Source organism: Flavobacterium sp. 140616W15 (genome assembly GCF_003668995.1).
Lineage (GTDB): Bacteria > Bacteroidota > Bacteroidia > Flavobacteriales > Flavobacteriaceae > Flavobacterium.
The window spans coordinates 2,972,288-2,994,833 of record NZ_CP033068.1 but is presented as its reverse complement, the minus strand read 5'-3'; the positions used below and the strand labels follow the sequence as shown (position 1 = coordinate 2,994,833).

The 22,546-nt window shown below is 31.7% G+C and carries 22 protein-coding genes; 10 read left to right on the top strand and 12 right to left on the bottom strand.

Translation table 11 applies throughout. The features are described 5' to 3' along the window. Window positions 1-21 precede the first annotated feature (21 nt). The gene (locus tag EAG11_RS12830) at window positions 22-975 is read left to right on the top strand and encodes an acetyl-CoA carboxylase carboxyltransferase subunit alpha (RefSeq protein WP_129539529.1); all 954 of its coding nucleotides are present in this window, start codon (window positions 22-24) and stop codon (window positions 973-975) included. Window positions 976-1,115: 140 nt separating this feature from the next. After that, entirely contained in the window at window positions 1,116-2,666 is a 1,551-nt protein-coding gene (dnaB, locus tag EAG11_RS12825) for a replicative DNA helicase (RefSeq protein ID WP_129539528.1), read from the top strand. Between the two features lie 87 nt (window positions 2,667-2,753). Here the strand turns inward: dnaB and EAG11_RS12820 are convergent, their stop codons facing one another. The 5 genes from EAG11_RS12820 to EAG11_RS12800 form a co-directional block, all read right to left on the bottom strand. Beyond that, window positions 2,754-3,272 (bottom strand): hypothetical protein, encoded by a 519-nt coding sequence (locus tag EAG11_RS12820; protein ID WP_129539527.1) that lies wholly within the window; start codon window positions 3,270-3,272, stop codon window positions 2,754-2,756. Window positions 3,273-3,383: 111 nt separating this feature from the next. Further along, window positions 3,384-5,783, bottom strand: coding sequence for a T9SS type A sorting domain-containing protein (locus EAG11_RS12815; protein WP_129539526.1), 2,400 nt, complete (start codon window positions 5,781-5,783; stop codon window positions 3,384-3,386). A gap of 34 nt (window positions 5,784-5,817) precedes the next feature. After that, on the bottom strand, window positions 5,818-6,747 hold the full coding sequence (locus EAG11_RS12810; RefSeq protein WP_242499154.1) for a methionyl-tRNA formyltransferase: 930 nt from the start codon (window positions 6,745-6,747) through the stop codon (window positions 5,818-5,820). Window positions 6,748-6,749: 2 nt separating this feature from the next. Next, window positions 6,750-7,901, bottom strand: coding sequence for an ABC transporter substrate-binding protein (locus EAG11_RS12805; protein ID WP_129539525.1), 1,152 nt, complete (start codon window positions 7,899-7,901; stop codon window positions 6,750-6,752). 61 nt (window positions 7,902-7,962) lie between these two features. Beyond that, complete coding sequence (locus EAG11_RS12800) at window positions 7,963-8,520, bottom strand: phage tail protein (RefSeq protein WP_129539524.1); 558 nt, start codon at window positions 8,518-8,520, stop codon at window positions 7,963-7,965. Window positions 8,521-8,906: 386 nt separating this feature from the next. Here EAG11_RS12800 and EAG11_RS12795 point away from each other — a divergent pair, with 386 nt between their 5' ends. The 4 genes from EAG11_RS12795 to EAG11_RS12775 all read left to right on the top strand — a co-directional run bounded on the left by EAG11_RS12795 (window position 8,907) and on the right by EAG11_RS12775 (window position 13,327). Then, window positions 8,907-9,245, top strand: coding sequence for a hypothetical protein (locus tag EAG11_RS12795; protein ID WP_129539523.1), 339 nt, complete (start codon window positions 8,907-8,909; stop codon window positions 9,243-9,245). 950 nt (window positions 9,246-10,195) lie between these two features. Then, window positions 10,196-10,987, top strand: a complete 792-nt coding sequence (locus EAG11_RS12785; RefSeq protein ID WP_129539521.1) for a sensor histidine kinase — start codon at window positions 10,196-10,198, stop codon at window positions 10,985-10,987. 122 nt (window positions 10,988-11,109) lie between these two features. Beyond that, the gene (locus EAG11_RS12780) at window positions 11,110-11,775 is read left to right on the top strand and encodes a response regulator transcription factor (protein ID WP_129539520.1); all 666 of its coding nucleotides are present in this window, start codon (window positions 11,110-11,112) and stop codon (window positions 11,773-11,775) included. Between the two features lie 292 nt (window positions 11,776-12,067). Beyond that, window positions 12,068-13,327, top strand: coding sequence for an asparagine synthetase B (locus EAG11_RS12775; protein ID WP_129539519.1), 1,260 nt, complete (start codon window positions 12,068-12,070; stop codon window positions 13,325-13,327). On the opposite strand, the gene EAG11_RS12770 is transcribed toward EAG11_RS12775, so the two are convergent. The 5 genes from EAG11_RS12770 to EAG11_RS21770 all read right to left on the bottom strand — a co-directional run bounded on the left by EAG11_RS12770 (window position 13,324) and on the right by EAG11_RS21770 (window position 17,377). After that, complete coding sequence (locus EAG11_RS12770; protein WP_129539518.1) at window positions 13,324-14,127, bottom strand: endonuclease/exonuclease/phosphatase family protein; 804 nt, start codon at window positions 14,125-14,127, stop codon at window positions 13,324-13,326. The genes EAG11_RS12775 and EAG11_RS12770 overlap by 4 nt on opposite strands. A gap of 286 nt (window positions 14,128-14,413) precedes the next feature. Next, on the bottom strand, window positions 14,414-14,662 hold the full coding sequence (locus EAG11_RS12765; RefSeq protein ID WP_129539517.1) for a hypothetical protein: 249 nt from the start codon (window positions 14,660-14,662) through the stop codon (window positions 14,414-14,416). Window positions 14,663-14,757: 95 nt separating this feature from the next. Continuing rightward, the gene (locus EAG11_RS12760) at window positions 14,758-15,426 is read right to left on the bottom strand and encodes a response regulator transcription factor (RefSeq protein WP_129539516.1); all 669 of its coding nucleotides are present in this window, start codon (window positions 15,424-15,426) and stop codon (window positions 14,758-14,760) included. A 9-nt stretch (window positions 15,427-15,435) separates the two neighbouring features. Next, entirely contained in the window at window positions 15,436-17,106 is a 1,671-nt protein-coding gene (locus EAG11_RS12755) for a tetratricopeptide repeat-containing sensor histidine kinase (protein WP_164998706.1), read from the bottom strand. A gap of 94 nt (window positions 17,107-17,200) precedes the next feature. Then, complete coding sequence (locus tag EAG11_RS21770) at window positions 17,201-17,377, bottom strand: hypothetical protein (protein WP_164998705.1); 177 nt, start codon at window positions 17,375-17,377, stop codon at window positions 17,201-17,203. Window positions 17,378-17,729: 352 nt separating this feature from the next. Here EAG11_RS21770 and EAG11_RS12750 point away from each other — a divergent pair, with 352 nt between their 5' ends. From EAG11_RS12750 to EAG11_RS22350, 4 genes are all read left to right on the top strand, one after another. Then, a complete protein-coding gene (locus EAG11_RS12750) occupies window positions 17,730-18,635 on the top strand; it encodes a hypothetical protein (RefSeq protein WP_129539514.1) in 906 nt (301 codons plus the stop codon). A gap of 465 nt (window positions 18,636-19,100) precedes the next feature. Beyond that, window positions 19,101-20,636, top strand: coding sequence for a sulfatase-like hydrolase/transferase (locus tag EAG11_RS12745; RefSeq protein WP_129539513.1), 1,536 nt, complete (start codon window positions 19,101-19,103; stop codon window positions 20,634-20,636). Between the two features lie 62 nt (window positions 20,637-20,698). Further along, window positions 20,699-21,181, top strand: a complete 483-nt coding sequence (locus tag EAG11_RS22355; RefSeq protein WP_242499153.1) for a hypothetical protein — start codon at window positions 20,699-20,701, stop codon at window positions 21,179-21,181. Beyond that, window positions 21,148-21,732, top strand: a complete 585-nt coding sequence (locus EAG11_RS22350; RefSeq protein WP_242499152.1) for a hypothetical protein — start codon at window positions 21,148-21,150, stop codon at window positions 21,730-21,732. The genes EAG11_RS22355 and EAG11_RS22350 overlap by 34 nt, the downstream gene beginning before the upstream one ends. Window positions 21,733-21,838: 106 nt before the next feature. Here EAG11_RS22350 and rplT read toward each other — a convergent pair whose 3' ends face one another. Together rplT and rpmI are read right to left on the bottom strand one after the other, a co-directional pair. Next, window positions 21,839-22,183 (bottom strand): 50S ribosomal protein L20, encoded by a 345-nt coding sequence (gene rplT / locus EAG11_RS12735; RefSeq protein WP_035633036.1) that lies wholly within the window; start codon window positions 22,181-22,183, stop codon window positions 21,839-21,841. Between the two features lie 100 nt (window positions 22,184-22,283). Next, complete coding sequence (gene rpmI, locus EAG11_RS12730; RefSeq protein ID WP_007810722.1) at window positions 22,284-22,481, bottom strand: 50S ribosomal protein L35; 198 nt, start codon at window positions 22,479-22,481, stop codon at window positions 22,284-22,286. Window positions 22,482-22,546: the final 65 nt, after the last annotated feature.

Here is a 22,546-nt window from a genome sequence, read left to right as displayed (position 1 = left end):
AACAAAAATTCAAAAAATCCTATGGAATATTTAGATTTTGAACTTCCAATCAAAGAATTAGAAGAGCAGTTAGAAAAGTGTGTTATCATTGGAAAAGAATCAGATGTTGATGTAACGCCAACGTGCAAACAAATTAATAAGAAATTAGAAGAAACTAAAAGAAGTATATATAAAAATTTAACAGCTTGGCAACGCGTGCAATTGTCAAGACATCCAAACAGACCATATACCTTAGATTATATTAAGGCAATGTGTGGTGATACTTTCTTAGAACTTCATGGAGACAGAGGTTTTAAAGACGATAAAGCTATGGTTGGTGGTTTAGGTAAGATAGACGGACAGTCATTTATGATTGTTGGTCAGCAAAAAGGATACAATACGAAAACACGTCAATACCGAAATTTTGGTATGGCTAATCCAGAAGGATATCGTAAAGCATTACGATTAATGAAAATGGCAGAGAAATTTGGTATTCCTGTTTTAACTTTAGTAGATACCCCGGGTGCATATCCTGGACTTGAAGCCGAAGAAAGAGGACAGGGAGAAGCTATTGCTAGAAATATATTTGAAATGGTTCGTTTAAAGGTGCCAATTATCACTATTATTGTTGGTGAAGGTGCTTCGGGAGGAGCCTTAGGAATAGGAGTGGGAGATAAAGTATATATGCTTGAGAACACTTGGTATTCAGTAATTTCTCCAGAATCTTGTTCTTCTATCTTATGGAAAAGTTGGGAGTATAAAGAGAAAGCTGCAGAAGCATTAAAATTGACTTCTTCAGATATGAAAAAGCAAAAACTAGTTGATGATGTTATTCCTGAACCATTAGGTGGGGCTCATTATGATAGAGAAACGACATTTGCAACAGTTATACAATATATCACTAAAGGATATAATGAATTGAAAGACTTATCAACAACTGATTTAATTGCCCAAAGAATGGATAAATACAGTAAAATGGGCGAATTCAAAGAATAAATTCTTACAAATTTATAAAAAATCCGAAGCCTTATCGTTTCGGATTTTTTTTTGGTTTTAAACAATATACACTAACTTATAAACAATTATTCGTAACAACTAGATGGATTTTCTCTTCTAAATTTTGTTACATTCGCTATATGGAAAACTTCAAAAATATAAACCCAATTAAGGTCGATAAAACCGCAATTATTAATTTAGAAAAAGGGAAACTTCCCCCACAAGTACTGGAATTAGAAGAGGCTGTACTTGGAGCAATGATGATTGATAAAAAAGGTGTTGATGATGTAATTGATATTTTGCAGGCAGACGCTTTTTATAAGGATGCGCATAAATATATTTTTGAAGCAATAGTACAGCTTTTTACAGAAACACAACCAATCGATTTATTGACTGTTTCGGCACAACTTAAGAAAAATGGGAAGTTAGATTTAGCAGGAGGTGATTTTTACTTAATTCAGCTTACTCAAAAAGTTGCATCTTCTGCGCACATCGAATTTCACTCTCGTATTATACTTCAGAAATTTATTCAGCGTAGTTTGATTCGTATTTCTTCGGAAATTATTGAAGCGTCTTATGACGAAACGACAGACGTTTTTAATTTGCTTGATCAAGCCGAATCAAAATTATATGAAGTAACACAAGGAAATATTAAACGTAGTTCTGAAACTGCACAGAGTTTGGTACTACAGGCAAAAAAGAAAATTGAAGAAATTTCTAAACAAGAAGGATTAAGTGGTGTTGAAACTGGTTTTACTAATCTGGATAAACTGACTTCTGGATGGCAACCAAGTGATTTAATTATTATCGCAGCAAGACCAGCGATGGGAAAAACTGCATTTATTCTTTCGATGGCCAGAAATATTGCAATCGATTTTGGACATCCAGTGGCATTGTTTTCTTTAGAGATGGCTTCTGTTCAATTAATTACCAGATTAATTTCTTCAGAAACAGGATTGTCATCAGAAAAATTACGTACTGGTAAACTAGAGCCTCATGAATGGACAATGTTGAGTACTAAAGTAAAGAACTTAGAGAAAGCTCCGCTATTTATTGATGATACACCATCACTTTCGATTTTCGATTTAAGAGCGAAATGTCGTCGTTTGGCATCTCAACACGGGATTAAAATTATCATTATTGACTATTTGCAGTTAATGACTGCTGGAGGGAATAATAAAGGAGGAGGAAATCGTGAGCAGGAAATCTCGACTATTTCTCGAAACTTAAAAGCTTTGGCAAAAGAACTTAACGTTCCTGTAATTGCACTTTCTCAGTTATCGCGTGCTGTTGAGACGCGTGGATCAAGTAAACGTCCGTTGTTATCCGATCTTCGTGAATCTGGAGCAATTGAGCAGGATGCTGATATTGTTTCGTTTTTATACCGACCGGAATATTATAAAATTGAGGAATGGGATGATGATGAAGCTTCGCCAACAACTGGTCAGGCAGAAATTATGATTGCTAAACACCGTAATGGGGGTATTGAGAATGTTCGTTTGAAATTTATTGGACACCTTGGAAAATTTGATAACTTGGATGATTTTTCAGGCAATTATGATGATTTACCTTCTAAGATGAATGTTGATGACAATAATCCGTTTGTTACTAAAAATCTTCCTTCTGCAAATGAAGCTTTTGGAAGTAATTTTAACGACGACGACGATGATGACAGTGATGTGCCATTTTAATCTATACAATGCTAAAGATGTTCGCATAAAAAAGGAGAAACTATCAATTGATAGTTTCTCCTTTTTTATGCGAATTAATACTATTATTTAAGATGCTTTTACCAAGTAAAAATTGAATGTTGATATAATAGTGCTTTCTTGTTCTTTATTAACAGGTCGATACTCAGGTTTATAACTAGGATTATATTGCCACTGGTCGCTATGGATGTTGCAGCCTTTTTTGGTTATATAAAGATTTCCATTATAGGCTTTGTATCCTGGCGCATTAATCTCAAAATGTAGTTTTTCTGATGTTTTTCCTGAATTCGTGAAACCTGTATAAATTGAATATTCTCCATTTAAAGCATTTAGTGAATTATTCTTTGAATAAAAACGATTTCTTTTTGTACTGATTTTTATATCAGTATTTATGGGAAGATTTGTTTTGGCATCTAAGACTAAACCTTTAATTATTATATTTTTACCTGTTGCAAGTGCTGGTATCAAATTTATGTTAGTAACATTTTTTTGTGCTGTTGAAGTTGTTGCTAAAATTGAATCTGTTGATAAAATTAAAATACCAGAAGTTAACAGACTTGTTTTCTTTACAAATAATCTTCTTTCCATATGGTTTGTTTTTTGGATAGTATAAATAAAATTGGGTCACGATGACATTTACCCTCTTGTATAAGTGGATAATTAATTAAAAGGGGATATTAAAATATCCCCTTTTATAGTTTATTTTTTTAGTATTAGTTTATAAGTAGCTTGTTTATTACCTTTCATTTCACGAATGAAGTATATACCATCACTTAAATTCTCAACATTAATTGTGTTGACAGTATCAGCAGTAACTTTAACTGTTTTAAGAATTTGCCCTGATTGATTGATTATACTTAAATCTGTATCGTGATCAGATTTTACGTTTACAATGCCTTGACTCGGATTAGGGTAAATCATGAATTTAGATTTTTCTTCAAAATCTGTAGTTGCTAATGAAGTTACATTAACACATGGAGCAATAACGGTACAACCGTTTAGTGTTATAGCTACTCCATATGATCCATTGGCTGTTGGTGTAAATGATTGACCAATTTCTCCAGCAATATCCGTATTAGGACAAGTGAACCATTGGTAAGTTGCACCAGGTTGGTCGGCAGTTAATATATTACCAGCACGGCTAATACTTAAAATACTTGCTACAGGTTCAATAATTTCAAATACTTGCTGTTTACTACAGGTGTTAGCATCAGTCACAGTTACTGTATAGATACCAGCAGTAAGTCCAGATGCAGTTGCTGCGGTTCCGCCTGAAGGAGACCAAGAATAAGTGTATGTACCCGTACCACCTGTAGCACCTACAGTTGCCGATCCATTAGAACCACCATTACAGCTTACATTACTTTGTCCTGTTACAGATGTTATAATCTCAGTTGCTGGAAGAATAGTTACAACTTGTTGTTTAGAACAGGTATTTCCATCCGTTACAGTCACGGTATATGTGCCAGCAGTAAGTCCAGAAGCAGTTGCAGCGGTTCCGCCCGAAGGAGACCAAGAATAAGTGTATGTACCTGTACCACCTGTAGCTCCTACAGTTGCCGATCCATTAGAACCACCATTACAGCTTACATTACTTTGTCCTGTTACAGATGTGATAATCTCAGTTGCAGGAAGAATATTGAAAATTTGTTGCTTAGAACAGGCATTTCCATCCGTTACAGTCACGGTATATGTACCAGCAGATAGTCCAGATGCAGATGCAGTTGTTATTAAGTTCGAATGAGACCAAGAATAAGTATATGTACCAAGGCCAGTACCCCCATTAACTACTGCAGTAGCAGTTCCATTAGATCCACCATTGCAAGACACGTTTGTTTGTGATGGTGAAATTAGAATTGGTGTTGCTGTTTCTATGATATTAAAAAGTTGTTGTTTTGTACAATTACTAGCATCAGTAACTGTTACTGTATATGTTCCAGCACTTAAGTTTGTAGCTATACTGCCAGTACCACCAGATGGAGACCATGAGTATGTATAAGGACCATCACCTCCGCTAGGAATTACAGATGCACTACCAGTGCTACCTGCACAAAGGATATTATCTTGTGAGCTAGCAAGGGTTATGTTAGAAACTGAAAGTGTTCCAGGATTTGAGTTTGTAAAACAAGTAGCAATTCCATTAATTGCAACTGCTCTATATTTATAGGTGTTCATTGTTGTAGTTGCACCAGTTATAGTCAATGTATTTGTTGTAACTCCTGAATATGGAGCAACATTTAAAAGATCAGTATAGGTTCCAGTACCTGTTAAATCTACTTGCCATTTGTAAGCTGTTGCGCCAGTTGCAGCAACTGCAAATGTTGTATTGCTTCCTGGACATAAAGTTCTATCAGGAGGGTTGGCAGTAATAACTGGAGCTGTACATGCAGGAGTTTCAAATAAACGAAAGTTATCTACTGCAAATTCTTGTGTAAGTGATCCATTTGCATAAGCATTCAATCTAATTAGTAAAGTAGTTCCAGTACCAGGAATGTTTGCAGAAAACTCACTGAATGCATAGCTTAAAGCAGCTCCATCTCCTATTAAATCTCCATTAGTGTCAAGTTTTAGCGATGGGCTGTCATCAGCCGCACTAGCATAAAAAGCTAATACTTTGGTCCATGGTCCAGCATCAATTTTATACTCTACAATAACATAATCTTGTTGAATACCACTATCAGAGCCTTGCCAGGTATTTTGATCATTTGCAGCAAAAAGACCTTTAAAAGATAATCCACTTTTTCCAGTGATGTTAATGTTTAGCCAAGAAACTTGTTGGTTAGGAGATATATCATTGTTTGTACAGGTTGAGCCTCTATCAAGATCTTCTCCTGCCCATATTTTACTACCTTGGAAACCAGTATAGGTGGTGTTAGGAAGAGGGACACTATTAAGAGCAATTCCTGCTGGTGTAGTTCTAAAAAAATAAGAAGTTGCTGGTGGTCCTCCACAAGAAAATTCCACAGATGGAGTTCTTGTACCGGAACTTGGAGCTCCAGTATCTTCAAAAGTATCGGACCAAAATTGCGTTTGGGCATTACCTCTTGTTGAAAAGAGGCAAAGTAATGTCGCAAAAATAATAGTAAAGTTCTTTTTCATATTCGCATAGTTTTAAATTAATAGTTTAATTATATTAGTTAGATATGGGGTTTGCCACTAATGGCTTTAATAAGGCATATTGATTAGCCGTCATTATACCTTCGTCTGTACTAAGTATTTCGATTGCAATTTGTTTGTTATCTTCACAAGCTACATTTATCGTATTGTTTATAGAAATGATTGTTCCAGGTTTCTCCTGATGTGGTTCATCTAATAGGGTTGCTACTATTATTTTAACCTGTTCATCCATTAAAGTAGCATCAGCTCCAGAATTCCAAGGATTACATGCATTTATTAATGCAATGATTTCAGTAGCATACATTCGCTTCCAATTAATGTAAGTATCCGTTAGTTCAGGTTTTTCATAATAGTAAGCCAATGACTCATCTTGTGGATGATTAGGAATGTTACTAGCAAATTGTAGCATATTTGCCATATTCAATGCTACTTGTGCCATACGGGCACTTAATCTCACCGTTAATTTTCCGTAAGTGTCATTCTCTTGTGTTCTTACAGGATCATTAAAAATAATATTTCCTTGATCAAATTTTTCATTCATATAATGCGCACAAATGGCAGTCTCCTTTTCTTGATTTTTAAGTACTTCAAAAATTGGCATTACGCCGCGGTATTGTGGTAACGGTGCTGGGTGGAAATTGATGAATTTATCATTTCCATAGGACAGAACAGATTCAGGAAGAAGAAATGGGAATGAGATACAAAAGATGTAATCGGGTTTAATAGTATCAATCCAACTTCTCATTTCTTCCATGCTTTTTTTAGAAGGGAATGATTTGAACCCGAAGTTATTGTCTTCTGATTCTCTCTCTAAAGCATCTATTATTGTGTTATTGCTTTTCCCGATACCAATAGCGCATATGAATCTCTCATATGCTAATAATTGCAACGTGTTAAAGGCGAACTTTCCGCCACATAATACCATTATTCTTTTTTGTGCTTCCATAATTAAATACAGACATAGCTATTGTACCAAGCCGATGTGCTTTGATCTAAATCTTGGTTGGTTAGTTTTTTATAATATTTATTTACTTCTGTTACTTCACCTTCCAATTGTAATTCACATTTTCCTTCTGTGTTTGAGACAATGGTTGCTTTATATAAAGGAGAAATAGAGGTGTTGGTTTTTGTATCAAAATAAATTTTCCCTCTTGGACTTACGAATGTTAGCGCTTGTAGATCTTGGCTAATATTTGGGATACTATTTTTATATTCAAGAGTTAGTTCTATTGCTTTTATAGCTATAGTTGCACTTTCCCAACTTAACAAAGAGAATAGATTAGGTGTTTTTCCTAATTCTGTCATTGCATCAATGAAAATTTTATTTTCTGCAGATTCAATTTTTTTAGACCAAGCAGCAATACCTTTTGCTTTATTTCCTGGATATATAGCATTACTTAGCATTGTTTCTTCTAATCCAAATGGAGTTAGATAGATTGGCAGATTTTGATCTTCAAATGTGTTTTTTATTTGTTCAAAATACCATTGTACATAATCGCCACTAAAAATGCTTAACAAGGCACTTTCAGGAAAATTATTTAAATGTTCTTTTAACGGTTCCATCGTAAAGTCTTCTGTTTTATAGCCAGTAGCATGATTAAAAGATATTGTACCCCCATTGTCTTGAAATGCTTTTGAAATACTATAAGTATGTAAATACCCACCATCATAATAACCTGTTACCATGCCAGCACTTTTGTATCCGTCTTTTGTTGCCTCTTTAGCTACAAGCGAAGCAGCTAATGAATTATGAAGCGAATGATAAAAAATATTTGGGCAGGTTGGCCACTCATGAGGCATATTAGCGCCTGCATCTAAAACAATCAATATTCTATTTGTCGCTAGAAAAAGTGGACGAAGTAATTGAGCAGTACGATGACCGATGTATGCAATTACAACAGTTGCATTTTCTTCAAGCAAAAGCTTTTCGGCACTGCGATAACATTGTTGTTTATCAGCACCGAAACCTATATTTTCTGTAACTATTTTGATATCACTCCGTCCCAATTGTTTTAGACTAGAACGGAGACCTTCATATAAATCAAAACCAATTGTTTGATAGTATGTAGAACGTGATAATAAAATCCCTACTACTTCCATATATTTTATGTAAGAAATGAAGAAGAAATTGAACTAAATATCTTCTTTATTTTATTTATAATTAATTTCTACTTGGAAATATTCCCTCTGTAGCAATGGAATAGTTGATTGTTAAATAAGGATTTTGTACACTAATCGGTATACCTGTACCTGATGGGTCAGTATTACCTGTAATTGCTGTTCCTCCAGTAAAAACGTTATTAGTAGCTCCATTTCCTGAATAAGTAGATGCTTTGGTAGTGGCTGGAAAGTTCCCTTCTGCTGCAGATTCATCTGCATTTGCAGTAGAAGCTTTTATCTTTACCGCAACATTGGTTAGGGTGTGAACGTGTGCAGGCATATTTGATGTCAATATAGAAACAGAAGTTACTCCTCCAGTTTGTCCCATCTGATAACTAGCTCCTAAAGCACTTTGTCCTTGACCTACTGGCATGCGACCTTGCAGATTAGGAAGTTGAAATGTTGTTTGGCCATTTCCTCCATAATAAGTCCCTATAAGAGAGAATAATGCGGTGTTTTGTGCAATACCTAGTGTTTGACCTTGACAGGTCGCGTAACCTCTAGGCGCAAAGTTGAATGCTAAAATCTTAATTTCTCCGATAAATGGTTCTGTAGACATAGTTTTTTAGTTTAATTAGTAAAATTCAAAATTAGATTATAATGAAAATATGGATACACGTATTTATACGTGTTTTTTATAATAAACTGTAACTTGTTATTTATCAATAATGTATATGGAGTGCTTTAGAAAGTATACACTAAAATTAGAATTTTAATAGCTATCATTTTGTTAAATAAAAGTTAAAATAAAAAATATTTTTAACTTTTATTTTGGTTATCTTTTTAGGGATATATTTTTTGTTAAAAGAATAAAAAAACAGTAGTTTAGCGAAAATATTAACAAACCTAAGTTGAATTTTAATTAATTAATAAAATCTAAATTATGTCAGAAAACAAAACATTAAGAGAAAAAGACACAGAAATTTCTTTAGAAACGGCCGAAAAATGGACAAAAAATGGAAAGATCCAAAAAATGGAATAGAGGCTAAGAATAAAGTACGTGCCTTTTTAATACCAAAAATAAATTTAGAAATGGTTTTAGCACAAGGTATTGATGCCGCGAGAGCTTACATTGGAATAAATGATGAGGGAGTACAAACATTAATGCTTGTTGGAACTAGACTAAACAAAGATACTCTTATTTACGAAGACATGTTGCCTAAACCTGGAGATAGTAAACCTGGAAATAGTAAAGATGGAAATGAAACAGCTATACCACCAGCTATATATGATTTTAGCCAGCCATGTCCTCCTCAAGGTGATCCATCTAGTCCATTAAATTAGAAGTGATTTATGTATTCATTTCTTGTTAATTTGGGGTATTTCCTTTTACTGATTAATTTTATTGTATTTGCATTTGGTCTTTCTAAGAAACAAAAATCCTATGTGATATTTACAGTCTATCTTTTTTTAATTGTATGTATTCAGATCATTACTCTTGTATTAAGGAAGTTAGGGTTGAATAATCTGTTTTTATCACATTTTTATTTTATAGGGCAGTTTATTATGCTCGGCCTTTTTTATTTTAATTTAATAACAGATAAATTTCAGAAAAAAGTAATCAAGATTACAGTCATTTTAGCACTACTAAGTTTGGCTATTCAATATAGTATTAGACCCGATTTGTTTTTTAAGTTCAATTTATATGAAATATTCATTACTTCATTTTTATTATTAATTTTTGCTACATTTCATTTTTACAATATGTTGAATGGTAAAAAGATGTTTTATTATATCAACATAGGTATTATATTGTATTTATTCGGAAGTACTATTTTATTTTTAGTAGGTAATTTATCGGTAACGTTAAGCTCAAAATATTACAAAGTACCTTCACGGATAAATTATATTTTATATGTAATTTTTCAGTTATTTATTTTAGTTGAATGGAAGAGGAGTTTTTATAAAAAGGATGAGGCTAATTTTCTGAATTAGTTTTAATTGATTCAGAAATGATAACTTGTTTGTTTATGAGTATTAAGACGTTTTTCAAATAAAAGGGAAGTGCTATACAAAAAAAATGTAGCGAAGGAGATACTTCAAATTATATAAAAGATTGATATATTAAAAGTATAGCATTATAAGCTATGAATAAGCTTACAAATAGGAAGTCTTTGTCAAAGTGTATATTTTGTCAAAGATTTTTTTATTTTGAGAGTTTCAATTACCAGATTAAATGCGATACATTTATTCGTAAATTTGCATAAAACTAATAAGAGAAAAACTCAAAATATATGAATTCAAGCCCAATTCCAGAAAGTGAGATTGTAGCTATAATTATTTTTGGATGTTTATCATTCATATTAATGGGAATTGTTTTAGTATTGTTTTTTTATTTTTCAAGAAAGAAAATTATAAAAGAACAATTAGAAAAAAAAGATTTAGAAATCCAATACCAAAAAGATCAGGTTCAAGCTGTTATTATTACACAAGAAGAAGAACGAAAGCGAATCGCACAAGATTTGCATGATGATATTAGTTCCAAACTTAATGTGGTTTCATTAAATAGTTACCTATTACGTACTTCAAATTTAAGCGAAAAAGAAGTAATGGAGATTACTGATAATATTATAGACTTAACTGCTAAGGCACTTGATAATTCTAGAAAAATTGCTCACGGTTTATTTCCTCCAGTTTTAGAAAAATTTGGACTACATGCAGGAATAGAAGAATTATGTTTAGAGTTTGAAAGTAGTAAAGCCGTTAAGGTAGACTATAAAAACAAAATTCAATTCGATGAAAAATACAAAGACAAGCATTTGCATGTTTTTAGAATTTTACAAGAACTGATGAATAATTCTTTACGACATGGTAAGGCAACTCAAATTTCGATTTCTTTTGATGATAAAAATGGTATAAATACAGGATTATATTCTGATAATGGAATTGGTTTTGATAGTAATAATGCAGATAATTTTAAAGGACTTGGTATGAAAAATATAGAAAGTAGAATTTCTTTTTTGAATGGAACTATATCTGTAAATTCATCTGTAAATAACGGTGTTTCAGTAATTTTTACGTTTTAGAATCGATTTTTTATTGTTTAAGTATGCATTTTTTGTATTTTCGCAGGATAAATGCTTTTTCTATGTGTTTTTGACATCTAATTTGTTAAGAATGTGAAAGTTAATTAGTTACATTTGATAAAATGAAAGCCCCGATAAAAATAATTTTAGTTGATGATGAAGTTTTATTTCGTAAAGGAATTATCTTTTTATTGGAACGAGAAGACAATTTTAAAGTTGTTTTTGAAGCGTCAAATGGGAGTGAACTAATATCTTATCTTGATAAAACAACTAGTCAACCTGATATTATTATTATCGATTTAAAAATGCCAGTTTTAAATGGAGTAGAAGCAACCAAAATTATTCATAAAAACTACCCAGATATTAAAATTATTGCTCTAACGAGTTATGATACTAAATCGTTTGTTGCAAATATGTTGCAAGTTGGAGCAGTTTCTTATTTAATAAAGAATACAACACCAAAAGATTTGATATATACAATTAATCAAGTAAGCACAAAGGGATATTATTATAATGAAAATGTTCTTAAAATTATTCAAAGTATTGCCAAAGAGGGTAAAAATACTAGATGTAATTTGGATACCAATTTTCTTTCAGCCCGTGAAATAGAAGTCTTACGTTTGATTTGTTTGCAAAAAAGTACTGCTGAAATAGCAGAAGAACTTTTTATTAGCCCCAGAACTGTAGAAGGGCATCGTAATAATTTATTACTAAAAACAGAGTCTAGAAATACTGCAGGATTAGTTGTTTATGCAATTCAAAACCAAATTGCAGTTCTTGCGAATTGATACTCTTAATTAATTTCACTACTTGCAAGAAATTGAATAGATAAAAAGTAATATAGTATAATTGTTAGTACTAGTAAACAGATGCCTATTTTCCGAAATAAATTTGTATGTTTAGATTTGTTATTTGTTTCATTAAGTTTCATTGCTTGAGTTTTCATATTTAATTATTAGTTGGTTATGTAGAATAACAAATTTAACTAGACTTATTCATGAATTTACGCGTGTTTTTACGTGTTTTTTTGATAATGAAATAAACAATCTTTTAAAATAGTTTCAAATAAAAAAATATAAAATGAAATATTATTTTGCTTACGTTTTCTTCTTTTTATTATCATTTAGTGGCAAGGCTTCGTTTATTTTACTTCCCATGGATGAAACTACACAGCAAAATCATCTAAAGGCATATGGAATTACTTATTGGTGTTTGAGTAAGAATTATAAAGCCAGTTGGTTACTTAATTATAGAGGAGGTTCTTTTTTATTACCAGATGCAGAAGAGATTCGTAAAGAATGTAAAATCCGAGGGGTTAGTTTTGAAATACTTTCTGATAGTGAAGAGAATTCTATTTTAAATGAAATTTCAAGTCCATCTCAAAATATGGAAACTGTTATTCTTGAAAAAGCTCCCAAAATAGCAGTTTATACACCAAAGGGGAAACAACCTTGGGACGATGCAGTAACTTTAGTATTAACATATGCAGAGATTCCATTTACTCCGATTTATGATGAAGAAGTTTTAAGTGATCAGTTATTATTATATGATTGGTTGCATTTGCATCATGAAGATTTTACAGGTCAATATGGTAAATTTTATGCCGCTTATAAAAACACACCATGGTATATTGAGCAAAAGAAAGATACAGAAGCATTGGCAACTAAATTAGGTTATGATAAAGTATCAAAAGAAAAAGGAGCAGTAGCAAAAAAAATTAGAGATTTTGTTATTGGTGGTGGGTTTATGTTTGCAATGTGTTCAGCAACTGATAGTTTTGATATAGCTTTGGCAGCAGATGGAGTTGATATTTGTGAAGCAATGTTTGATGGCGATGCAAGTGAGCCAAACTACCAATCGAAGCTTAATTATGCTAATTCATTTGCTTTTAGAGATTTTACCTTAGAACGTAAACCTGAAGTATATGAGTTTTCAGATATAGATATGACTCCAAAAAGGCGTATTTCAATGGAAAAGGACTATTTTACTTTAATGGAATTTTCAGCAAAATGGGATCCAATTCCGAGTATGTTATGTCAAAATCATACGCAATTAGTAAAAGGATTTATGGGGCAAACGACTTCGTTTGATGCCAATTTTGTTAAATCGAATGCTTTGGTAATGGGAACATGTGAAATTAACGGAGAAGTAAGATATCTTCATGGTGAAAAAGGAAAAGGGATGTTTACTTTTTTTGGAGGTCATGATCCTGAAGATTATCAACATAAAGTAGGTGACCCACCAACAGTTTTAGATTTACATCCAAATTCGCCTGGCTACCGATTAATACTCAATAATGTTCTGTTTCCAGCAGCTAAGAAGAAAAAACTTAAAACTTAATTTAAAGAAAACTCCATCCATATCGGAATGTGATCAGATATCCTTCTTGCTTCTTTCAAAGAATTAAAGTCTTTGTAGAAATGAATTATTCCTTTGTCTATTATTTTAATTTTTGAAGAATGATAAAAAATATTATCATACTCAGAGGCTAAACATTGGTTATTAATACATTTTTGTTTCAAAGAAGTTTTTTGGTTTTCTAAAGTTGGCAAATATCCCATTTTTTTCAATGGATTAAAAACGGTATGTGATTGCGGACAATTAAAATCTCCAACAAAAATTAAGTTTTGATTAGAATATTGCTGAGGTAAAAATTTGAAATATTTAATTTCTGTTTCAGGTTGTTTACTTTTTGTAATTGCATGGAAACTTACAATTGTGAAGTTTTTACCATTCTTTTCAAAAGTAGCAAAGTAAGGCTCTCGATCTATTTGTTTTTCATATTGCTTTTCGAGCCATGGTTTTCCAATTAGTTTCGCCTTGTTAGTTTTCCAGATAAAAGCATACCGTTCTGTTTTGTATGCACTACTACTTGTTGGATTACTTATAGAATAGTCCCATTTAGCTCCTTTGCGATTGAGTTGGTCTACAAGCCTTGCTACAGCTTGAGCACCTCCATAACCAGCTACAACCTCTTGAATTGCAATAATATCATGATTTTTTATAGTGTTGGCTATAAAGTCAATATCTTGTTCTGTTTTTGATTTTCCAAAGTTTTCAATGTTCCACGAGAGTATCTTTGTTTGGGAGTATAGGAGTGTAGTTAATAAAAAAAATAGAACAGTAAATTGGATTTTCATTTATAAGTATTAATTTTCAAATATAAATATTATCCTAGAGTTATTGGGCTTTTCAAGTTGCAAAGTGTCAAGTTATCTTGTTGTATTTGTTTTAAATTAACTTTTGCGCTTTGGTTTTTGCAGAAGCTAAACCACGACAAGACATTTTTTTTGACACCCCGAAATCTACAATATATGCGTTGATTTCTACTAAATTTATTATTTCTTATTTCTTATTGTTGTAGATTAATCTGCGACAAGATTGTATTCGTTTCCGTTTTCATCCGTAGCTTTTCATCTCCCATGATTAATCCATTCTGCTTTTATATTTTTCTTTAACAGCAAGTATTATTAATACTATTTGGAATATTATAATTGCTGGAATGAATAAGAATTTCCAGTCTATATTAATATATCCTGATATACTTCCTAGTACCGTTATCCCATAAGAAAGAAGGAAGCAGAGAAGTATTGTTTTTAGAACAATTATATTTTTAGGAGAGATAATCTTTGCTAAGTACTTTTTTGAAAATAGTATAAAATTATTATTCTTCATTCGATAATGATTTGGGTGTCTCAAAAATATAATTATATAATTGGACATCCTTACGGAAATCCGTAAAGCATAAAAAAGATATTATTATACAAGGCTTATACCAGACCCAAATCTTTGGCAATTGCAACAAGATGAGTGGGATTATTAGCTTTGAAGTAAATTTTAAGTTTATTGAGACGCTTTTCTATTGTGCTTTTACTATTTGGAGTAATTCCCATTTCTTTAAATTTGCCTTCCATGTTTTCTTGAGATATGCCTATTGAAAGATATTTAATAAGTTGAATGTCATAATTGTCTATCTCATTTGCAGTTTTGTCTCTAAGAATGTAGTTTAGCTCTTGAGAAAGATATTTTTCGTCAGTATTGAAGGCATTTTGTATTGCTTTTTTTAATTCAGGAATACTATTACGACCTTTCATTACAAAACCATTGATGTTGTATTGGTTAAACAATGACCTTATACGGTACGTTTTATCTTCAATAGAAAATGCAATTATTTTGATTTCAGGAAATGATTCTTTAACAGTAGCAATAAGTTCTTCACCAGATTTTAAAACATTTTCTCGATAATCAGGTTTAAAGGACAAATCAGTAATTAATAATTGATAAGGATTGTTATCGAAGTGTGCTTTTTTCATTTTAAGAAAGGCATCATCACAATATTTAGCATATTCTATTTCGGGAACATTTAGTTCACGAAGTACTTGTACAACTGCAATATCGTTAAAATCTATATCTTCTGCTATTAAAACTTTTTTAAACATATACTTAAATTATTTTGGAAATGAAATTTTTACTTTTAATCCTTTATTAGGTTCCGATTCAAAAGTAAGAGTTCCCTTTATGTTTTGAATACGGTTTTCCGCATTTTTAAGACCATTTCTTAAATTCATTTTTTCGCTGAAACCAATTCCATTATCAGAGTATTGTATCTTAATATGTTTGTCATTCTCCTCAAAACCAATAACAACAAAGGTACATCGGCTGTGTTTTTTCATGTTAACTAGTAATTCTTGTAGGACACGATATATAGCAATTTTCTTTTCAGCTTGAATTTTTGACCAGTTAATATTGTTACTATTGTTTATAATAACGTTTGTTTCATTACCATTGTAACTAGACAATATTTCCTTCAATTCATTCTCGAAATTTTCTCCAGTATCAATAGTACTATTTTGTCTTGAAATGTTTCTGGTGCCAGAGTATATTGTGTCTAAATTTGAAAGAAGAATTTCTTTATTTTCAAAGGTAGATAGGTCTTTGGTCTCTGCCAACACAATAGTATGATATACATCATTGGCAAGTTCATCATGGAGCTTTTTAGAAATTCTAATTTCAGATTCATATATTGCAGCAGTTTTTTCTCGTCTTCCTTTTGTCGTTAAATAATAATAAAGAAAAAAAACAGATCCTAAAACGAGTCCAATTATAATGTATAAGGTTAAATTTCTATTTTTAACCTTTTCCAACTGTAATGCATTCTCTGCTTTTTGGTTTTTTAGTTTTAGATTTTCTTCACGATCCAGTTTAGAATCGTATTTAATTTTTGCAAATTGATTTTTAGCTTTTTGCCTTGATTTATTTATACTGTCATTTACTTTTAAGTAGAGTAACGTGTTATTTTTTAATTCTCTGCCTGTAGAGTTCTTGATTATTAGTTTTAGTGAGGTCAAACGATCATCTACATTGTTAGTTTCAGTAGCTTTTTGGTAGGCAATATTTGCGTATTTATTTGCAAGTTTATTATTTAAATTAGAATATAATTCTGCAAGATGCATGTAACTAGTAGTTAATCCGAAGTCATCATTTATTTTTTCTCTTATTTTTATCGATTTGTTGATATATTCTATAGCTTTTGGATTGCCATTTTTATAATAAGAATAGCCTAAATTGTCAAGTATTCGAGCTTGATTCTCTGGGTCATTTATAATACTTTTTTTTTGACTTAGGGCGTAAAGAATTTCTTCAGCTTGTTTGTGCTCGTCTTTGCCTTGGTAAACTACAGCGATATTATTTTTTAATATATCCTTTTGCAAATCTATTTCTGCAAATGTTATTGCTTTGTTATAATTATAAATTGCGTCATCATATTCATCTAATCTTTCATAGTTTATCCCTAAATTGTTATAGACGGCACATTTATAATAAGGATTAGTAGTTTTTGTAAAAAAAGGGATTGCTTCTGTTACACTTGTTTCACTGCCAAAATAGTCACCTTGTATTTGCTGAATAGAAGCCATTTTTAATAATGAGTAAATTTTTTTCTCATTTTCATTAGTATTACATACCTGTTTAGATTTATTGTAATAATAGAATGCACTATCATATGTTTGATTTTCAGTATGTTTGTCTGCTAAGGATAAAAAAGTACTATATAAAGAGTTTTTTTTTGGAGTCACATTTAGATTAGATTCTTTTTTGCAAGAAGCAATTATTAGAATCATCGTTAAAATAAAAATCGGGAAATGGACTTTTTGAAGTTTCATTTCCCGAAAATATGAAAATTATTTACAATATTCTAGTTGAATTGTAATTGAATTATTTTGGTGGTGGGATTGGGGTTTGACCATTAGCTCCTCCGCCTGTTTCGCCCATAGAAGCATTGGTTACTACTGATTTATTATTTTTTATTGTGTCCTCAACATCATCATTAGTGCAAGATACGAAAGCCAAATTGGATGCTATAAAAAACGCTAGTATAAAAATTCTTTTCATCTTCTTAAGTTTAAAATTTAGACATAGACCAGCCTGTTCGATTTCAAATTGAAATTTTGGCTGATTTACAAACCACACTCTGTGGATTGTTTTTTTAGATTTTTTCTTGGGAAGTGAAGTGTGTAGAAGCAGTATGATTTTATTTATACTTCCCGGATAAACTCGGTCTTACGGATTCACGCACTTTTTAAAAGAAGTAGTTTTGTACATTTGCCTTAACCTGCAGATTAAGCCGGTAACTAATTCTGAGGCAAAGAAATATCAGTTTTAGTGGGGTGTTGAGATAGAATTCCAGTAATGCTGATAATTCTATTGATTGCTTTAAAATGTTTAATAATTCCGATTAATACTTATGTGTAGAATTACTTTTGAAGAATATAAAAGTGCTATAAAATCAAAATACCAATCTTATAAATTAGAAGACCCAACGGGTATTTTGTTAAATCCATCTCCAGCACAATTACGTAATTTATGCTTAATGCTTTTTGATAATTCATTATCTATAAATGATGAAAATTCACTAAGGGTATTTTTGAATGTGAAAGAAGGAGAGGACTTAAGAAGAGCTATTGCAAAATTTGAAATTGCAAAATTTAGACCTATTATCTCCTTTTTAATTGGAGATAAAGATTCAGATAATACTGCAAGAATTGAGTTGGCAGCAATTTTAGTTGATTTTGAAAAGAGGCCATATAATAAATTTTTAAAAGAAGAAGCGATTGTTAAGAAGCCCAAAAACATTTTGGAAGTTCCTGTACAATCTGCAATAAAAGAAGAAACTGTTGTAGATCTTACAACAGAGATTCAGCAAAAAGCATTTGTTGGTAATTCAACAAATTATACCGTTAGGGGAAAACCCAAGCCTAGGATTGTTTATTTAGTTTCGGCTTTTAGTTTGATTATTTTTATGGCTGGTTTAGTAGTGTGGAATCTTTATAATGTACGGGATTGTATGGTTTGGAATGAAGATCATTATGAGGCTGTGTCTTGTGATGAGGTACCAAATTCAATGTCACTATTAGAACCGATAGTACTTAAAAAGGAGGACGGGATAATTTTAAACTTCAAAAAAATTAAAGTTTGTGATACAACAAGTTTTTTCAAAATGGGAAAACCTTGTGTTTGGTATGGTAAGTGTTTTGATGGGAACTATGAATATTTTACAGCTCCAGGATTGCATCCCGAAACAGAAAAAACATTAAAGCCTATTACGCAGTATATTATTGATAGGCACATTTTAAAAAAAAAGGAGAATTAGTTTCTTACATATAATTCTTACATTGATTTAGTTAGTGAAACTAATTCAGAGATTGTTTTTTGTCTGTATAAATAAAACATCTTTTATAGTAAATGTGCTTTGTTTTTATTTGTTTGTAAAACAGGTGTTTATACTCTTTGAGGTGTAGTTTTATTAGTGTTACTTTATTTTAATTATTTCAGCTATATTGATTTATGGACTAATTTGGAACTAGTTTTATTTTAGTTATTGATTAGATTCATCAGTAGGTCTAGTTTTTAGATAGACAGGATTAGATTGTAACATAGAATGCCTTAGTGATAGTTTAGTCTCAGAGGAATACCACACATAATAACTATATCTTCTTAAAATTTTATAAGTTCCAAAAACAACTATTTTTTAGATTCTCCAAATTTATTAATAGTATGTGTTTTTGCAGACACATAGATAATTGCATTTTTTATTTAATAATTTAAACAAGAAGCAATGGACTTAAAAGAAAAACTTAACCAAAAAATTGGCAAACAGCCTGACATTATTCTTATCATCACTGATGAACAAAGAGCTACACAACATTTTCCACCAGGATGGGAGGAGAATAATCTTCCAACTCTAACTTTTCTTAAAGAAAACGGATTTAGTTTTGATAGAGCATTTTGTAATACATGTATGTGCTCTCCAAGTCGAGCAACACTATTTACAGGGACTTATCCTGCAAAACATGGAGTAAGTCAGACGTTAACCGAAGGAGGGCTTTTATCACCGCAAGAACCAACATTAGATAATACTTTGCCAAATATCATGAATGTACTTTGGGCAGATGGATACGATGTACAATACAGGGGTAAATGGCATATGAGTAAAGGAGTAGCACCTAATGGTACAAAGACGAATTACGAGAATTTAACAGCCGCAGATATTTCATTATTTGGTGCAATGGGCTGGATTGCTCCAGATGCAGGTGAAGATGTTAATCCTCTTAATTTTGGTGGGGGATATGCTAATCATGATGCCAGATATACAGCTGAGGCAATACAGTATTTGAAAGAAGTAAAGATAAAAAGAGCTGCTGGGAATTATAAACCATACTGTTTGGTCCTTTCATTAGTTAATCCTCATGATGTTTTGGCATATCCTAAATCAGCAGCTACTTCAGGATATCATCCAGATAGTTGGTCAGGTAGAGAGATTGAGCTTCCTGCTACAGTAAATGAAAATTTACTTGAAAACAAAAAGCCAATGGCACAAGAGCAAATTTTAATTAATATGGCTCTAAGTTTGGGAGCTGTAGCTACATCTGAAGAAAAACTGAATTATATCAATTTTTATGGAAATCTGTTAAGTCATGTCGATAAAGAAATTGGATATCTTATAGAAGAATTATACAAAGAAGATGAAAATGGAAAGAAATTAGCAGACTCAACAATTGTTACCCTGACATCAGATCATGGAGAGATGGGGCTTGCTCATGGAGGATTACGTCAGAAAACGTTTGTTGCATATGAAGAAGCATTACGTGTCCCACTAGTAATTTCAAATCCTATTTTGTTTAAAAATCATAATATTAGGCAATCGATGGCATTAGCTACATTGGCAGATATTATGCCTACTTTTATTGATATTGCTAATGTGTCAAATCCGCCTATAGGACTTGCAGGAACCAGTTTGTTGCCAATTATGGATACTGGTACAGCTGTTCAGCACAGTATTTTGTTTACTTACGATGATATTAAAGCTGGTTCAAATAGCAATTGGGCGGTTGTAAAAGCCGCTAATCGCATTCGCTGTATAAGAACAGAAAAATGGAAATTCGATTATTACTTTGATGCATCAAGTGCTTATTTCAAACAATACGAGCTATATGATTTAGTAAATGATCCACTAGAAATTAATAATCTAGCTTATGATCCTGGGTATAGTGAAATAAGAATGGAGTTAGAAGAGCAATTACATCAGCTAGAGGTAGACAAACTCTGGGTAAATACTCCGACAGATGTCTTTAACACAGTAAAATTCAACTAAAGATTATTGATGATATAGTAATGTAAAAGGGTAAACTAATTAATAATCTAAAAAAAAACATTATGGAACAAAATCTAAATCTAGAAGTTAGTGCAGTAAGTTATATGGATTTTAATAATCCAGATGGACAAACAACAATACAAGGAATAAGAGGAGTTTCTAACTCAGAAAATGTATATATCACGGCTAGTTTACTCGGAGAAAATAATATCGTTCAAGGATTAATTTACGAAGGAAAGTTAATTGGAAATGGTAACAATGGAAAATGGCATGTCGTTAATTTTCCAAGTACAGCATCAGAGATAGTCACTAATACTTCATGTTATGGACCCAATAACGGACCAGACAGATCTATACAAATTGTAGGGGCATATAAAATAACAACAGCTACAGGGGATTACCAAGTGGGAATCTTGGATTTTATTATGAAGGACCTTTGGATGGATCAGGAACTTGGATTAGAATTTCGCCAAACAATGGAAATACTAACAATGTCTTTGTCCACAGTATTATGGGGGGAATTGCAGTTGGAAATTATGATGTAGAGAATGATAAAAACGGGTATGCATTTCTATGCGATATAACAACTAAAGAATATACAGAATTTAAGTTGCCAGATTCAATAACTAATACTCTTTATGGGATTTGGTATAATGGCGAAGATAGTTATACATTGGCAGGTGGTTATTCAAGCCATAAATTAGGAAAGCTTAGTCAAGCATTTCTTGTAGATTATAATGGTAAAACTAAAAAGATAAGTAATTTAAAAACATTTAGTTATAAAAACGAAACAGTTTTGTCAATAATCACTCATTTTGAAGGAATTACAGATTCTAAAGACAACGGTTATAATATGCCTGCTGATTGGATAACTTTAAATGGTGAGGGTAATGGAGCATCTTTCGTTTCAGTTAGTCGAAATTCAGATGGATCATTTGGAGAAGCAAATTGGATAGATATTGAGTTTCCAGGTTCAAGTGTTACAAGTGCCAACACAGTATATAAAAATAATGTATTAGGGATATATGTAGTCAAGGAAGACACAGATACAAAAGAAATATCTTCTTTTGTGGCAAAAGTAGTCACAGATAAATAGCAAGATCAGAAGGAACCTTTTTATCCATGTATTAAAAAACAAAAAACCCAATCGAAAGATTGGGTTTTTATATAAGTAAGTAATATAAATTGAGTTTATAAAACGTTTATTTTACTTTATTAAGTACTGCTTTGAAAGCTTCAGGGTGATTCATTGCTAAATCTGCAAGAACTTTACGGTTCAATTCGATTCCGTTAGCTTTTACTTTCCCCATGAATTGTGAATAAGACATTCCTTCCAATCTAGCTCCAGCGTTGATACGTTGAATCCATAATGCACGGAAATTTCTTTTATTCACTTTTCTATCACGGTAAGCGTAGCACATTGCTTTCTCTACCGCATTTTTAGCAACTGTCCAAACGTTTTTACGTCTACCAAAGAAACCTTTGGCTTGCTTCATTATCTTTTTTCTTCTTGCTCTTTTAGCAACTGAATTTACTGATCTTGGCATAATTTTTATGTGTTTTTGTAGCTGGCGTCCCGAATTTAATCAAGGGAACTTATCGGCCATACTCCAAGGTTATTTTTAAATGTTTTAACCTAAAGAATTATTAGATAATTCTTAATTGTTGTTTGATGCTTTTCATATCTGTTGAGTGAACTAACGCTGAATGTGTCAAAGCTAATTTACGTTTTTTAGATTTTTTAGTCAAGATGTGACTTTTAAAAGCATGCTTTCTTTTAATCTTTCCAGAACCAGTAACTTTAAAACGTTTCTTGGCGCTAGATTTTGTTTTCATTTTAGGCATTTTTCCTAGTGTTTTAATTTATTCTTACTTACTTATCTTGTTTTCAAGTTTAAGGTTTCAAGTTT

What these genes read in the sequence shown, in the direction of transcription:
- EAG11_RS12830 (WP_129539529.1), top strand. Translation starts at nt 22, where the DNA reads ATGGAATATTTAGATTTTGAACTTCCAATCAAAGAATTAGAAGAGCAG.
- dnaB (WP_129539528.1), top strand. Translation starts at nt 1,116, where the DNA reads ATGGAAAACTTCAAAAATATAAACCCAATTAAGGTCGATAAAACCGCA.
- EAG11_RS12820 (WP_129539527.1), bottom strand. Translation starts at nt 3,272, where the DNA reads ATGGAAAGAAGATTATTTGTAAAGAAAACAAGTCTGTTAACTTCTGGT.
- EAG11_RS12815 (WP_129539526.1), bottom strand. Translation starts at nt 5,783, where the DNA reads ATGAAAAAGAACTTTACTATTATTTTTGCGACATTACTTTGCCTCTTT.
- EAG11_RS12810 (WP_242499154.1), bottom strand. Translation starts at nt 6,747, where the DNA reads ATGGAAGCACAAAAAAGAATAATGGTATTATGTGGCGGAAAGTTCGCC.
- EAG11_RS12805 (WP_129539525.1), bottom strand. Translation starts at nt 7,901, where the DNA reads ATGGAAGTAGTAGGGATTTTATTATCACGTTCTACATACTATCAAACA.
- EAG11_RS12800 (WP_129539524.1), bottom strand. Translation starts at nt 8,520, where the DNA reads ATGTCTACAGAACCATTTATCGGAGAAATTAAGATTTTAGCATTCAAC.
- EAG11_RS12795 (WP_129539523.1), top strand. Translation starts at nt 8,907, where the DNA reads ATGGACAAAAAATGGAAAGATCCAAAAAATGGAATAGAGGCTAAGAAT.
- EAG11_RS12785 (WP_129539521.1), top strand. Translation starts at nt 10,196, where the DNA reads ATGAATTCAAGCCCAATTCCAGAAAGTGAGATTGTAGCTATAATTATT.
- EAG11_RS12780 (WP_129539520.1), top strand. Translation starts at nt 11,110, where the DNA reads ATGAAAGCCCCGATAAAAATAATTTTAGTTGATGATGAAGTTTTATTT.
- EAG11_RS12775 (WP_129539519.1), top strand. Translation starts at nt 12,068, where the DNA reads ATGAAATATTATTTTGCTTACGTTTTCTTCTTTTTATTATCATTTAGT.
- EAG11_RS12770 (WP_129539518.1), bottom strand. Translation starts at nt 14,127, where the DNA reads ATGAAAATCCAATTTACTGTTCTATTTTTTTTATTAACTACACTCCTA.
- EAG11_RS12765 (WP_129539517.1), bottom strand. Translation starts at nt 14,662, where the DNA reads ATGAAGAATAATAATTTTATACTATTTTCAAAAAAGTACTTAGCAAAG.
- EAG11_RS12760 (WP_129539516.1), bottom strand. Translation starts at nt 15,426, where the DNA reads ATGTTTAAAAAAGTTTTAATAGCAGAAGATATAGATTTTAACGATATT.
- EAG11_RS12755 (WP_164998706.1), bottom strand. Translation starts at nt 17,106, where the DNA reads ATGATTCTAATAATTGCTTCTTGCAAAAAAGAATCTAATCTAAATGTG.
- EAG11_RS21770 (WP_164998705.1), bottom strand. Translation starts at nt 17,377, where the DNA reads ATGAAAAGAATTTTTATACTAGCGTTTTTTATAGCATCCAATTTGGCT.
- EAG11_RS12750 (WP_129539514.1), top strand. Translation starts at nt 17,730, where the DNA reads ATGTGTAGAATTACTTTTGAAGAATATAAAAGTGCTATAAAATCAAAA.
- EAG11_RS12745 (WP_129539513.1), top strand. Translation starts at nt 19,101, where the DNA reads ATGGACTTAAAAGAAAAACTTAACCAAAAAATTGGCAAACAGCCTGAC.
- EAG11_RS22355 (WP_242499153.1), top strand. Translation starts at nt 20,699, where the DNA reads ATGGAACAAAATCTAAATCTAGAAGTTAGTGCAGTAAGTTATATGGAT.
- EAG11_RS22350 (WP_242499152.1), top strand. Translation starts at nt 21,148, where the DNA reads ATGGGGGGAATTGCAGTTGGAAATTATGATGTAGAGAATGATAAAAAC.
- rplT (WP_035633036.1), bottom strand. Translation starts at nt 22,183, where the DNA reads ATGCCAAGATCAGTAAATTCAGTTGCTAAAAGAGCAAGAAGAAAAAAG.
- rpmI (WP_007810722.1), bottom strand. Translation starts at nt 22,481, where the DNA reads ATGCCTAAAATGAAAACAAAATCTAGCGCCAAGAAACGTTTTAAAGTT.